The sequence below is a fragment of the Xenophilus arseniciresistens genome (assembly GCF_028023875.1).
Lineage (GTDB): Bacteria > Pseudomonadota > Gammaproteobacteria > Burkholderiales > Burkholderiaceae_C > Xenophilus > Xenophilus arseniciresistens.
In genome coordinates this window covers 47167-60476 of sequence record NZ_JAQIPB010000008.1, presented here as the reverse complement: position 1 = coordinate 60476, position 13310 = coordinate 47167, and the positions used below count along the sequence as shown (strand labels likewise).

Annotated in this window: 13 protein-coding genes; 3 read left to right on the top strand and 10 right to left on the bottom strand. The window is 70.3% G+C overall.

Going from position 1 to position 13310, the window contains the following annotated elements; all coding sequences use genetic code 11:
- Window positions 1-8: 8 nt before the first annotated feature.
- Window positions 9-938, top strand: coding sequence for a Bug family tripartite tricarboxylate transporter substrate binding protein (locus tag PGB34_RS16675; protein ID WP_271429430.1), 930 nt, complete (start codon window positions 9-11; stop codon window positions 936-938).
- 35 nt (window positions 939-973) lie between these two features.
- Window positions 974-1816 (top strand): NAD-dependent protein deacetylase, encoded by an 843-nt coding sequence (locus PGB34_RS16670; RefSeq protein WP_271429237.1) that lies wholly within the window; start codon window positions 974-976, stop codon window positions 1814-1816.
- A 4-nt stretch (window positions 1817-1820) separates the two neighbouring features.
- Here PGB34_RS16670 and PGB34_RS16665 read toward each other — a convergent pair whose 3' ends face one another.
- From PGB34_RS16665 to PGB34_RS16620, 10 genes are all read right to left on the bottom strand, one after another.
- Complete coding sequence (locus PGB34_RS16665) at window positions 1821-3110, bottom strand: amidohydrolase family protein (protein WP_271429236.1); 1290 nt, start codon at window positions 3108-3110, stop codon at window positions 1821-1823.
- 8 nt (window positions 3111-3118) lie between these two features.
- Window positions 3119-3580: an HIT family protein gene (locus tag PGB34_RS16660; RefSeq protein ID WP_271429235.1), complete on the bottom strand. Its 462-nt coding sequence runs from the start codon at window positions 3578-3580 to the stop codon at window positions 3119-3121.
- A 72-nt stretch (window positions 3581-3652) separates the two neighbouring features.
- Window positions 3653-4576 (bottom strand): ABC transporter permease, encoded by a 924-nt coding sequence (locus PGB34_RS16655; RefSeq protein ID WP_271429234.1) that lies wholly within the window; start codon window positions 4574-4576, stop codon window positions 3653-3655.
- 7 nt (window positions 4577-4583) lie between these two features.
- A complete protein-coding gene (locus PGB34_RS16650) occupies window positions 4584-5645 on the bottom strand; it encodes an ABC transporter permease (protein WP_271429233.1) in 1062 nt (353 codons plus the stop codon).
- Window positions 5642-7204, bottom strand: a complete 1563-nt coding sequence (locus PGB34_RS16645) for an ABC transporter ATP-binding protein (protein WP_271429232.1) — start codon at window positions 7202-7204, stop codon at window positions 5642-5644. Before PGB34_RS16645 ends, PGB34_RS16650 begins: the two co-directional genes overlap by 4 nt.
- On the bottom strand, window positions 7186-8121 hold the full coding sequence (locus PGB34_RS16640; protein WP_271429231.1) for a 5'-methylthioadenosine/S-adenosylhomocysteine nucleosidase: 936 nt from the start codon (window positions 8119-8121) through the stop codon (window positions 7186-7188). Before PGB34_RS16640 ends, PGB34_RS16645 begins: the two co-directional genes overlap by 19 nt.
- Window positions 8122-8132: 11 nt before the next feature.
- Window positions 8133-9140, bottom strand: a complete 1008-nt coding sequence (locus tag PGB34_RS16635) for a BMP family protein (protein WP_271429230.1) — start codon at window positions 9138-9140, stop codon at window positions 8133-8135.
- A gap of 82 nt (window positions 9141-9222) precedes the next feature.
- Window positions 9223-9852: a uracil phosphoribosyltransferase gene (gene upp, locus PGB34_RS16630; protein WP_271429229.1), complete on the bottom strand. Its 630-nt coding sequence runs from the start codon at window positions 9850-9852 to the stop codon at window positions 9223-9225.
- 55 nt (window positions 9853-9907) lie between these two features.
- On the bottom strand, window positions 9908-11224 hold the full coding sequence (locus PGB34_RS16625; protein ID WP_271429429.1) for a URC4/urg3 family protein: 1317 nt from the start codon (window positions 11222-11224) through the stop codon (window positions 9908-9910).
- A gap of 89 nt (window positions 11225-11313) precedes the next feature.
- Window positions 11314-12624: a GTP cyclohydrolase II gene (locus tag PGB34_RS16620; RefSeq protein WP_271429228.1), complete on the bottom strand. Its 1311-nt coding sequence runs from the start codon at window positions 12622-12624 to the stop codon at window positions 11314-11316.
- A gap of 158 nt (window positions 12625-12782) precedes the next feature.
- Between PGB34_RS16620 and PGB34_RS16615 the strand changes: the two genes are divergently transcribed.
- Window positions 12783-13307 (top strand): energy transducer TonB, encoded by a 525-nt coding sequence (locus PGB34_RS16615; protein WP_271429227.1) that lies wholly within the window; start codon window positions 12783-12785, stop codon window positions 13305-13307.
- The last annotated feature ends 3 nt before the right edge of the window (window positions 13308-13310 follow it).

The window sequence follows — 13310 nt, the reverse complement described above, 5'->3', positions numbered from 1 at the left end:
CGATAGGCATGGCGTCCCTGGGCGCGTCCCCAGGTGCATGGGCCCAGTCAGACCGGCCCCTGCGCGTGATCGTGCCGCTGGCCGCGGGCTCCACGGTCGATGCGGTGGCGCGGGCGCTGGGGCCGGGATTCGGCCGCGCCACGGGCCACCCGGTGGTGGTGGAAAACCTTCCAGGCGCGGGCGGCATCACCGGCACCACGCAGATCGTCAAGGCCGCCAGGGACGGGCTCACGGTGGGCATGATCTCGTCGAACCATGTGATCAACCCGGGCATCTACAAGACCATTCCCTACGACAGCCTCAAGGACATCACGCCCATCGCCGTATTGGCCACGGTGCCGCTGGCGCTGGTGGTCAACCCCAAGCTGCCGGTGCACAACGTGCGGGAGCTGCTGGCCCATGCCAAGGCGCACCCCGCCACGCTGAACTACGGCTCGGCCGGCAACGGCAGCACCCTGCACCTGGCGGCGCAGTTGCTGGTCTCGCAGACGGGCATCGACATGAAGCATGTGCCTTACCGCGGCACCGGGCCGCTGATCACCGACCTGATCGGCGGCCAGGTGCAGTTGGGTTTCGTCTCGGTGTCCCAGGTGGCGGGGCAGATCAAGACGGGGCAGTTGCGTGCGCTGGCCATCTCCACCCCCACGCGCTCGGCCGCGCTGCCCGAAGTGCCCACGCTGGCCGAGGCCGGCGTGCCCAACTACAGCTTCGATGCCTGGATCGCGCTGGTCGGCCCGGCCGGCCTGCCCAAGGCCGTGGTCGACAGCCATGCCGCCGCCGTGAAGACGGCCCTGGCCTCGCCCGAAGCGCAGGCCGCCATCGTCGGCCAGGGCCTGATGGTGCTCGACAAGGGGCCGGCCGAGGCGCCGGCCTTCTTCCAGGCCGAGCTGGCCAAGCACCAGCAACTGGTCAAACAGTCCGGGGCCGTGCTCGACTGATGCAACCGCCGCGCGGCTGGCCTATGCTGCCGCCCATGCCAACAAGCACCCTCGATGATCTGGCCGGCTTCGTGCGCCGGCACCCACGCCTGTTCGTGCTCACGGGCGCGGGCGTCAGCACCGAATCGGGCATTCCCGATTACCGCGATGCCAATGGCGACTGGAAGCGCACGCCGCCCGTGACCTACCAGGCCTTCATGGGCAGCGAGGCCACGCGCCAGCGCTACTGGGCGCGCAGCATGATCGGCTGGCGCGTGATGGGGCGGGCGCAGCCCGGCCCCGCGCACCGCGCGCTGGCACGGATGGAGCAGGCCGGCCGCGTGCAACTGCTGCTGACCCAGAACGTGGACGGCCTGCATGACGCAGCCGGCAGCCGGCGCACGTCGGATCTGCACGGCCGCATCGACACCGTGCGCTGCATGGCTTGCGAAGCGCGCAGCCCGCGCGCGCAGCTACAGGAGCGGCTGCTGGCCGCCAACCCGGCCTGGGCCGCATTGAGTGCCAGCGTGGCGCCGGACGGCGATGCCGATCTGGAGCACGAGGATTTCTCGCGCTTCGCAGTGCCGCCTTGCCTGCAGTGCGGCGGGCTGCTCAAGCCCGATGTGGTGTTCTTTGGCGAAAGCGTGCCGCGCGAGCGGGTGCAGGCGGCCATGGCGGCCGTGCAGGCCAGCGATGCGGTGCTGGTCGCAGGCTCGTCGCTGATGGTCTATTCGGGCTTCAGGTTCGTGCAGGCCGCCGCCGCGGCCGGCAAGCCCATTGCGGCCATCAACCTGGGCCGCACGCGGGCCGACGATCTGCTGGCGCTGAAGGTGGCGCTGCCTTGCGGCCCGGCGCTGGGCGCGATGGTGGACACGCTGGCGCAGCCGCAGCCGCTCTGAGCGTTCAGGGCTGCGCAGGGCGCGCCGGCATGAAGGCCGTGCTGCCTGCCCGGCCCGGCAGTTGCAGTTGCGCCGTGGCTGCCGGCGTCTGCGCCAGCAGCCGGCCCTGGCGCCACACCTTCAGCCGCGTGGCGCGCAGGCGGATGGCCTCCACCGCATCGCGCGCCTGCAGCAGCACGAAGCTGGCGTCGCAACCCGGCGCGATGCCGTAGCGCTGCAGGCCCATCAGGCGCGCGGCATGGGTGGTCACGGCCTCGAAGCACTGGCCGATGCCCTGCTGGCTGGTCATCTGCGCCACATGCAGGCCCATGTGCGCCACTTCCAGCATGTCGCCCGAGCCCATGCCGTACCACGGGTCCATCACGCAGTCATGGCCGAAGGCCACGTTCACGCCCGCGGCCAGCAGCTCGGGCACGCGCGTCATGCCGCGGCGCCGGGGGTAGCTGTCATGCCGGCCCTGCAGCGTGATGTTGATCAGCGGATTGGCGATCACGCTCACGCCGGCCTCGGCGATCAGCGGCAGCAGCTTGCTCACGTAATAGTTGTCCATGCTGTGCATGGAGGTGCAGTGCGAGCCCGTCACGCGGCCCTGCAGGCCCAGGCGCTGCGTTTCGAAGGCCAGGGTCTCGATGTGGCGCGACAGCGGGTCGTCGCTTTCGTCGCAGTGCATGTCCACGCGCAGGCCGCGTTCGGCGGCGAGTTCGCACAGCAGCTTCACGCTGGCCGCGCCCTCGGCCATGGTGCGCTCGAAATGCGGAATGCCACCCACCACATCCACGCCTTTTTCCAGCGCGCGCGTGAGGCTGGCCATGCCGCCCTGGGTGCGCAGCACGCCGTCCTGCGGAAAGGCGACGAGCTGCAGGTCGATGTAGGGCGCCACCTGGCGCCTGACTTCGAGCAGCGCATCGACGGCCAGCAGGCTGGGGTCGCTGGTGTCCACATGGGTGCGGATGGCCAGCAGGCCCCTGGCCACGGCCCAGTCGCAGTAGGCCAGCGCGCGCTCGATCAGCGCCTCGGCCTTGAGCAGCGGCTTGAGCTCGCCCCAGAGCGCAATGCCTTCGAGCAGGGTGCCGCTCTGGTTGACGCGCGGCAGGCCGTAGCTCAGCGTCGCGTCCATGTGGAAGTGCGGGTCGCAGAAATGCGGGCTCAACAGCAGGCCGCCGGCATCCACGGTTTCATGGGCCGGCAGGTTCAGGCCCGGGCCCACTTCGGTGATGCGCCCGCCGGCCACGGCCACCGACATGTCGGTGCGGCCATCAGGCAGGCTGGCGTGGGTGATGAGCAGGTCGAGCATGGGGCGGCTCAGGCAGTGCCGGCGGGTGGTGCGGCCAGCGCTTCGCGCAGCCGCGCCGCGTAGCCCTGCAGTGCTTCGGCGCCCGGATCCTGGCGCCGCCAGCTCAGGCCCAGGCCGTCGTCATCATGGCGCGGCACCACATGCATGTGGTAGTGGAAGACGGTCTGCCCCGCGGCGCGGCCATTGAACTGCGCCAGCATCAGCCCGTCGGGCGCAAAAGCCTGCTCGGCCGCGCGGGCCACGCGCTGCGCCGTGTGCATCACGGCGGCGGCCTCCTCGGGGCTCAGGTCCAGCACGGTGGCGGCATGCCGCTTGGTGGCCACCAGCACATGGCCGGGGTTGACCTGGCCGATGTCCATGAAGGCCAGGGTCAGCGCATCTTCGTACACGCGCGCGGCAGGGATTTCGCCCGCCACCAGCTTGCAGAAGATGCATTGGCCGGGCGGTGAGTTGTCGACGAACAAGGGCATGAAAGAAGTCTCCGTGAGAAACAGGGTCTGCAACGCCCCAAGCCTACACGCCCGCCGCCTTTGTCCGTTTGCTCAACGCTCCCCCTTGCGGTAGGGCTTCATGAGCGCCTGCGGATAGGCGGCCTTGCGCGCCACCAGCACCAGCGCCAGGATCGACAGCGCATAGGGCAGCATCAAGTACAGCTGGTAGGGCAGCACGGCCTGGCCCGACTGCTGCAGCCGCAGTTGCAGCGCATCGAAGATGGCAAACAGCAGCGCACCCAGCAGCGCCTTGCCGGGTCGCCACGAGGCAAAGACCACCAGCGCCACGCAGATCCAGCCGCGCCCGTTGACCATGTTGAAGAAGAAGGCGTTGAAGGCCGAGAGCGTGAGGAAGCTGCCGGCCACGCCCATCAGCGCAGAACCGGCCACGATGGCCGCGGTGCGCGTGGCCGCGACCGGGATGCCCTGGCTTTCTGCGGCTTGCGGGTTCTCGCCCACCATGCGCAGCGCCAGGCCCGCGGGCGTGCGCGCCAGCAGCCAGGCCAGCAGCGGCACCAGCAGCAGCGCCAGCAGGGTCAGCGGCGTCTGCGCCTGCAGCACCGGGATGGGCAGCCAGTCCATGGCGGCGAAGGGCAGCACCGTGGGCGGCTCGCTCACCTTGGGAAAGCTCACGCGGTAGCCGTAGTAGGCCAGCGCCGTGGCCAGCAGCGTGATGCCCAGGCCCGAGACATGCTGCGACAGCGCCAGGCCCACCGTGAGCAGGGCATGCAGCAGCCCGAACAGCGCGCCGGCCAGCGCCGCCACGCCCACGCCGGCCCACAGCGGCCAGCCCGCATACACGGCCAGCCAGCCCGTGAAGGCACCGGCCACCATGATCCCTTCGATGCCCAGGTTCAGCACGCCCGCGCGCTCGCACAGCAGCACACCCAAGGTGCCCAGCAGCAGCGGCGTGGCAATGCGCAGCACGGCGATCCAGTAGGCCGGGTTGGCGAGGATGTCGAGGAGTTCGCTCACGCCGCTCTCACTTCCAGCGCAGGCGGTACTGGGCCAGCAGTGTGGCCACCAGCACCGAAAGCAGCGCCGTGGCCACGATCACATCGGCGATGTAGCTGGGCACGCCGATGGCGCGGCTCATGCTGTCGGCGCCCACCAGCACGCCGGCCACGAAGACCGCGGCCAGCACCACCCCCAGCGGGTGCAGCCCGGCCAGCATGGCGATGACGATGCCCGTGTAGCCGTAGCCGGGCGACATGTCCAGCGTGAGGTAGCTGGCGCGGCCCGCCACCTCGATGGCGCCGGCCAGGCCGGCCAGCGCGCCCGAAAGCAGGGCCGTGAGCACCATCGTGCGGGTGACGGGCACACCCGCGAAGGCGGCGGCGCGGCTGTTGGCGCCCAGCGCGCGGATGTCGAAGCCCAGCACCGTGTGCCGCAGCAGCGCCCACACCAGCAGCGCCAGCGCCAGGGCCCACAGCAGGCCGGTGTGCACGCGCGTCTGCGCCACCAGCCTGGACAGTTCCAGCGCGGGCTGCAGGCCCACGCTCTGCGGCCAGCCCATGGCCAGCGGATCCTTCATGGGGCCGTCGAGCAGGGCGCCCACGCCCAGCAGCACGATGAAGTTCAGCAGCAGGGTGGTCACCACCTCGTCCACGCCCAGCCGGCTCTTCATCAGCGCCGGGCCCAGCAGCAACAAGGCACCGGCCAGGGCCGCCGCCAGCATCATGGCCGCAAAGAGCAGCCACAGCGGCCATTCGAGCCCCGTGCCGCCATGCATGCCGCCCACCGCCACGGCGGCGACGGCGCCTGCGTACAGCTGCCCCTCGGCGCCGATGTTGAACAGCCGCGCCCGGAAGGCCACGGCCACGGCCAGGCCCGTGAGCATCAGCGGAACGGCGCGCGTGAGCGTCTCGCTCCAGGCGAAGACCGAGCCGAAGCCGCCCGCCAGCAGCAGCGCGTAGGTGCGGCCCACGGGCGCGCCGGCCCACATCACCAGCAGGCTGCTGATGAGCAGGGTGAACGCAACGGCGCCCAGCGGCGCCAGCAGCAGCGCCAGGCGCGAAGTCTGGTGGCGACGTTCCAGCCTCATGCCGCGCTGCCGGCCATGGCCAGGCCGATGGCCTCGCGCGTCCATTCGTGCGCGGCGCGCGCGGGGCTGAGCCGGCCGTCATGCATCACGGCCACGCGGTCGCCCAAGGCCAGCACCTCGTCGAGGTCGTCGGAGATCAGCAGCACGGCCGCGCCTGCATCGCGTGCGGCGATCAATTGCTGCTGCACAAAGGCCACCGCCCCGATGTCCAGGCCCCAGGTTGGTTGATGCGCCACGATGAGTGCGGGCCCGGGCTGCCGGGTGGAAGCAGGCACCATCAACGCGCGCCCCAGAATCAGCTTCTGCATGTTGCCGCCCGACAGGCTGCGCGCGGGCGCCTGAAGGCCGCCGCCGCGCACGTCATAGGTGCTGACGATGCGCTGGGCGTGCGCACGCGCCGCGCGCTGCCGCAGGCCGCGCAGGCCCGGCAGCAGGGGGCGCGAGAAAACCGGGCCGCGCAGCCGTTCCGCCACCGCGTTTTCCCACACGGACAGATCGCCGATCACGCCCGTGCCATGGCGGTCCTCGGGAATGCGTGCCACGCCGCGCTGGGTCAGCAGGGCGGGCGAGGGCGGCAGCGCCTGGCCGTGCAGCCGCGCCTGGCCGGCCACGGCGCGGCGCGTGCCGCTGAGCAGTTCGGCCAGCGCCACCTGGCCGTTGCCCGACACGCCCGCGATGGCCACGATCTCGCCCGCGCGCAATTGCAGCGACAGGCCGCGCAGCCGGTCATGGCCGCTGCCGGTGGTGTGGATGTCGTCCAGCGCGCACACCAGCTCGCCGACGGCCTGCGCGCGCTGGCGCTGCGGCGCGTCCACCGCATGGCCCACCATCCACTGCGCGAGCCGGGCCTGCGTGCAGCCGGCCGTGGGCGCCTGCGCCACCAGCCGCCCCTGCCGCAGCACGGCCACGCGCTGCGACACGCGCAGCACTTCGGGCAGCTTGTGGCTGATGAAGATGATGGCCAGGCCCTGCGCCACCATCTGGGCCAGGGTCTGGAACAGGGCCTCGCTTTCCTGCGGCGTGAGCACGGCCGTGGGCTCGTCGAGGATGAGGATGCGCGCGCCCCGGTACAAGGCCTTGAGGATCTCCACACGCTGGCGCTCGCCCACCGAGAGGCCGGCCACGCGCGCATCGGGCTGCACCGGCAGGCCGAACTGCTGCGCCACGGCCAGCAGCTTCCTGCGCCCGGCCGCGCGGCGCGAGAAGGGCTGCCACAGCGGCTCGCTGCCCAGCATCACGTTGTCGAGCACGCTGAGGTTGTCGGCCAACGCGAAGTGCTGGTGCACCATGCCGATGCCCGCGGCCAATGCGGCGCGCGGGTTGCCCGGCGCCAGCGGCCGGCCGAAGACCTCGATCTGCCCGGCATCGGCCGTGTAGTGGCCAAAGAGGATGGACATCAGGGTGGATTTGCCGGCGCCGTTTTCGCCCAGCAGGGCCAGCACCTCGCCGGCATGCAGCTGCAGCGAGATGCCGTCATTGGCCTGCAGTGCCCCGAAGCGCTTGCTGATGCCCGTCAGCCGCAGCACCGGCCCGTCGGCATTCAGGGCCGGCTCTGCCATTGCGCCAGGAAAGCCAGCAGCACCTGGGCCGAGTTGTCGGCCGCCAGCTTCATGAAGGTGCCCATTTCATTGGCGCCTTCGCCGCCGCCGGCCAGGTCGCTGAGCGAGCGGAAAGCCAGGTAGGGCACGCCGTTGCTGTGTGCCACCATGCCCACGGCCGCGGTCTCCATGTCCACCACATTGGCCTGGAAGGTGGCGAAGGTGTATTCACGGAAGGCCTTGTTGTCCATGAAGGCCTGGCCCGACACGCCATTGCCGCCGACCACGAGCTTGGGGGCCTGCTTGAGGCAGGTGCCGGCCACGCAGGCGGCCAGGTCGACCTTCATGCGGCGGGCGGCTTCCAGCATGCCTGCATCCACCTCGAACCAGAACTTGCGCGTGATGCCGGGCTGCGCGGCGGAGCGGAATTCCACCCCGCGCGGGAACATGAATCCGAAGTTGGGCAGGTTCGCGTCGCTGATGAAGGGCGGCTTCTCGTAGCGCCCCGGCGCCGCTTCGCGCGCCATCAGCACTTCGAGGTACTGGCCCCACTGCGCCGGCACCGTCACGTCGCCAATCGAGAGGCCGGGGTTCACGCCGCCCGCGATGCCGCTGAACACCACATGGCTGACCTTGAAGCGGTCCAGCGCGAGCTGCGTGTTCATGGTCGCATTGGTCATGCTGATGCCCGAGAGGAACAGCAGCACGGGCTTGCCTTCGAGGGTGCCGGTGTGGAATGCCACCCCGTTGATGCTGTACGTGCGCGAGTCCTGCAGCTTCTTTTGCAGCAGCACCAGCTCGGGCGCGAAGGCCGACATGACGGCCACGCGCGGCGTTGTGTCGAGCCTTGTGCCCTCGGCCGGGCCCACGGTGGCGCAGCCGGCCAGGGCCGCACTCAGCAGCAGGGCCGCGCCCGCACGCGCGCACCAGTTCTTCATCCTGCGGCCGCTCATCGGGCCGTGGACCTGGGCTGGCTGTCGTCGATCTTGACGGTGAACTTGCCGCCCAGGATCTCGGCCTCGCGGGCCTTCACGCGCGCCACCAGCTCGGCCGGCACCTTCTTCTCGAAGGTGCCCAGCGGCGACAGGCTAGAGCCCTTGTATTTCATGTTCGAGTACATGCCGTATTCCTCGGCCTTGAACTGGCCGTTGCCAACCAGCTTGAGCGCGCGGTCGATGGTGGGCTCCATGTGCCACAGGGCCGAAGCGACCACCGTGTCGGGGTACTGGGGCTGCGTGTCGATCACGTTGCCGATCGCCAGCACCTTGCGCTCCTTGGCCGCGTCGCTCACGCCGAAGCGCTCGGCGTAGAGCAGGTCCACGCCCTTGTCGACCATGGCGAAGGCCGCTTCCTTGGCCTTGGGCGGATCGAACCAGCTGTTGATGAAGGTGACGGTGAACTCCACCTTGGGATTCACTTCCTTCGCGCCGGCCATGAAGGCGTGCATCAGCCGGTTCACCTCGGGGATCGGGAAGCCGCCGACCAGGCCGATCTTGTTCGACTTGGTCATGCCGCCGGCCAGCATGCCGCTCAGGTAGGCCGGCTCCTGGATGTAGTTGTCGAAGACGCTGAAGTTGGGCGCCTGCGGCTTGCCCGAGCTGCCCATGAGGAACTGCGTCTTGGGGAAGTCGCGCGCGACCTTGCGGGCCGCCGCCTCCACGGCAAAGGCCTCACCCACGATCAGCTGGTGGCCGGCCGTGGCGTACTCGCGCATCACGCGCTCGTAGTCGGCGTTGGCCACGTTCTCGGTGGCCTTGTATTCGATCTCGCCGCGCGCCTCGGCAGCCTTGAGCGCCTTGTGGATGCGGCCCACCCATTGCTGCTCGAAAGGCACGGTGTAGACGGCGGCGACCTTGAGCTTGCTGGCGCCCTGCGCGAAGGCCAGTTGCGGCAGGCCCAGCGCGGCCAGGCCGGCGAGGGCGGCAGCGCCGAGGATCAGGGGGCGGCGTTGGATCATCTTTTTCTCCTTGTGGATGCGGCAGGCACAAGCATGAAAGGTGCCTGCCGGCGCAGGCCCCCGGGGGTGTCAGTGCCCAGGCTTACTTGGTGCCGAAGATCCGGTCGCCCGCATCGCCCAGGCCCGGCAGGATGTAGCCGTGGTCGTTGAGCTGGCGGTCGATGGCCGCGGTGTAGATCGGCACGTCGGGGTGCGCGGCCTGCATGGTGCGCACGCCTTCGGGGCAGGTCAGCAGGCACACGAACTTGATGGACTTGGGGTTGAGCTCCTTGAGCCGCTCCACCGCCGCCGCCGCCGAGTTGCCGGTGGCCAGCATCGGGTCGACCACGATGATGTCGCGGTCCTGCATCTCGCTGGGCATCTTGAAGTAGTACTCGACGGCCGTCAGCGTCTTGGGGTCCCGGTACAGGCCGATGTGGCCCACGCGCGCACCGGGGATCACGTTGAGCATGCCTTCGAGGATGCCGTTGCCCGCGCGCAGGATGGACACCAGCACCACCTTCTTGCCGTCGATCACCTTGGAGGTCATGGTCTCCAGCGGCGTCTCGACCTCGATGTCCTGCATCGGCATGTCGCGCGTGACCTCGTAGGCCATCAGCGAGCTCAGCTCGTTGAGCAGGCGGCGAAAGCTGTTGGTGGAGGCGTCCTTGCGCCGCATCAGCGTGAGCTTGTGCTGGACGAGGGGATGGTCGACGACGGTGACGTGGCTCATGGCTTCTGAGGAAGAAAAAGGGGAATGGATGCGCCGAGTTTGCCAGCCTTGCGGCTCAGAAAACCGTGCCGTCACTCACGATCTGCAGCGGCGGCCCCCCGCCCTTGCGCGCCCGCTCGGCCAGCACGCGGCCGGCGGCCCAGGTGCCGCCTTCCAGCACACAGGCCAGCGGCAGCTCGGCTTCGCTGGCCCCCAGCTTGTGGCGCACCAGCGGTGCCAGTTCATCGAGCAGCGCCACGGTCAGCGCGCGCCATTCCACGATGAACTCGTCGCCCGCATGCCATTGGCGCTGCAGCAGGGCCGGGTCGGTGGGCAGCAGCACGCCCGCGTCCAGCAGCAGGCCGCCGTTGCGGTATTCGGGCAGGGCCGTGAGCTGGTCCAGCCCCTCCACCTTCGCGCCACCGGCCTCGAAGGGTTCGATCAGCGAATAGCTCAGCCACTGCGAGAGCTTGTGGAAGGGCATCCAGCCATTGCTCAGCCCGGGGCCTTCGACGGCGCTGTGCCGCCAGCAGTCGCCCAGCAGCAGCGCCGGATCGGCGGGGCCGGGCAGCAGATCGCTGCCGTCGGCGGCCAGGCTGTCAATGCGGTTGGCCGCGGGCCAGATGGCCGACAGCGACTGCAGCAACTGCGTCAGGATTTCGTGCGCCCGCACGGTGGCCGTGGGCGGCACCTCCACGCCGTCGGGCGAGACCAGGGCATCGAACAGGCCACCGGGGCGCTGCTGTTCGACGCCGAAGACCTCGGGCTGCTCGGCCATCACCTCACCCAGCCGGCGCAGCAGCCCGGTGCGGCCGGCCATGCCCACCAGCGGGTTGTTCTCGCTGACCTGGAAGGCCTGGGCCAGCCGGGCGGACACCAGCCCGCGCAGGCCGGCCGCGTCGGCCTGCAGCGGCCGCTGCGGGTCGGACGAGAACAGCCCCGCCATGAAGGCGTGGTAGCTCGCCACGCCCAGCCCTTCGGAACGCGCGAAGACCTGGCCGCTGCCTGCTTCGTGGTACTTCCAGGTGGGGCCGGCGCCGGCGTCCAGCAGCACGCTGACCAGCACCAGGTCGATGTGCGCCTTGGCGCGCGCGTGCGCGCTCTGGTCGGCCAGGCGGCGGTTCAGTTCGCCCAGGCGGTCGATGCCGCCGGCCTCGAAATGGCGCCAGCGGCTGTGGTACGGAATGGGCTGCCAGCCGTAGCGGTTGCGCGTGACCTCGGCCACCTCGCGCGCGGCGTCTTCCAGCGCGTTGGCATCGGCCACGCGGAACCACTTCGATTCGCCGCGCCGGGCCCGCGCCAGCAGGGCCCGCGCGCGGCGCCGGATCTCGGCCGTGGTGCGCAGCAGCGCGGCGGCGCCCGCGGGTTGCTCGGCGTTGTGCAGCAGGTCCATGCGCGGGTCCACCTCGCCTTGGGCGTTGGCGCTGCGCACCGCGGGGTCGCGCGTGGGCCGCGCCGGGTCCAGTCCGTAGTCGCCGCGCGTCATTCGCTGAGCCCCCGGCCCTTGGCCTTCTTCAATTCCTCGGCATCGGGCACGACGCCCGGAGTGAAATAGCCTGCGGCCATCTTGGCGTCCATCTCCACCCGCGCGTCGGCGGGAATCAGCTCGTCGGGAATGTTGATGCGCTCACCCACCGCTATGCCCGAGCCGGTGATGGCGTCGAACTTCATGTTGCTCATCGAGACCAGGCGGTGGATCTTTTGGATGCCCAGCCAGTGGAAGACGTCGGGCATCAGCTCCTGGAAGCGCATGTCCTGAACGCCGGCCACGCATTCGGTGCGTGCGAAGTACTGGTCGGCCGTGTCGCCGCCCACCTGGCGCTTGCGCGCGTTGTAGACCAGGAACTTGGTCACTTCGCCCAGCGCCCGGCCTTCCTTGCGCGAGTAGGCGATCAGGCCCACGCCGCCGCGCTGCGCGCCCGCAATGCATTCTTCGATGGCATGCGTGAGGTAGGGCCGGCAGGTGCAGATGTCGGAGCCGAAGACGTCGGAGCCGTTGCACTCGTCGTGGATGCGCGCCGTGAGCTCGACCGAGGTGTCGGCCAGGTCGCGCGGCTTGCCGAAGATGTAGAGCGTCTGGCCGCCGATGGGTGGCAGGAACACCTCCAGGTCGGAGCGCGTGACCAGCTCGGGGTACATGCCGCCGGTCTCTTCGAAGAGCACGCGGCGCAGGTCGGTTTCAGAGCAGTTGAAGCGCCTGGCCACCTCGGGCAGGTACCACACGGGCTCCACGGCCACCTTGGTCACCACGGCCGCGCCGCCCGGTGTGAGGAACTTGCCGTCGGCCTTGAGCCGGCCTTTTTGCAGCGCGTCGATCACCTCGGGCAGGATCACGTGCGCCTGCGTCACGGCAATGGTCGGGCGGATGTCGTAGCCGGCCGCGAGTTCGCCCGCATAGACCTCGGCCACCGAAGCGCCCCAAGGGTCCAGGCTCACGATGCGGCCCGGGTCGCTCCACTGCGGGTAGGGGCCGATCACGTCGGTGGGCGAGGTGTTGGTCAGGTCTGCCTTGTGCTCGCGCTTGAGCGCGCCCGCGGCCACGGCCAGCGCGCGGTAGACGCTGTAGCTGCCGCTGTGCGTGCCGATGACGTTGCGGTGCGCGCGGTTGGTGGTGGTGCCCACCACGGGACCGCGCTCCTGCGCTGTGGCGGCGCCCCATCGGATGGGGATGGAGCCCAGGCCGCTGCTGTGCGAGGTCAGGCGGATGTGGCGCGGCGACGGGCTTGGGGCGGCCGGCGCGGAGGTCGATGGACTGGAGACGGAGGCGCTGTTTGCAGATGACACCACGGACATGGAGACCCCTCAAAAAACACAATGTAGCGATCGCTCCGGGGGCTGGCAAGACAGCGCGAGGCTGCGATGTGCGCCAGACGGCGTAGAGAATCCGTGCGCCGTTCGTGTTGCGCTGCTGCGCGATGCCTGTCTCTTGATGTTCTTGAAGGAGCTGATGCTTGAGTGCCAGACCTGATGCGCGCCCCAGCGGGCCGCCCGCCTGGTTGACCGGGAGCTGCAAAGTCGTGGCGGGCGCCGCGCTGATCGCGGGCCTGGCGGCCTGCATCCAGCCCAGGAGGGCGCCGCCGCCGCCCGAGATGGAGGCGTCGCCGGGCGGGACCGGGCAGGCCACCGTCACGCCCTATCCGCTGCCCGAGGCGCCGCCGCCGATGCGGCCCGCGCCGCCGCCCGAGCCGGCATGGGCGGTCGCGGTCGTGCCGCCGAAGCCGCGCGTGCGACCCGCGCCTGAATACCCCGATGCGCTCAGCACGCAGGGCATCGAAGGGCGGGTGAAGGTGCTCTTCACCGTGGCTGCCGAGGGCCGCGTGCGCGATCTCCAGGTCCTGCAATCGACCCACCCGCAGTTCACGCAGGCGGTGCAGGCCGCGCTCGCGCGCTGGCGCTTCGAGGCCGCGCGCGATGCTTCAGGCCAGAGCGTGCCGGCACCGGTGCAGCAGAGCTTCCAGTTCCACGTTGAGGACTGAGGG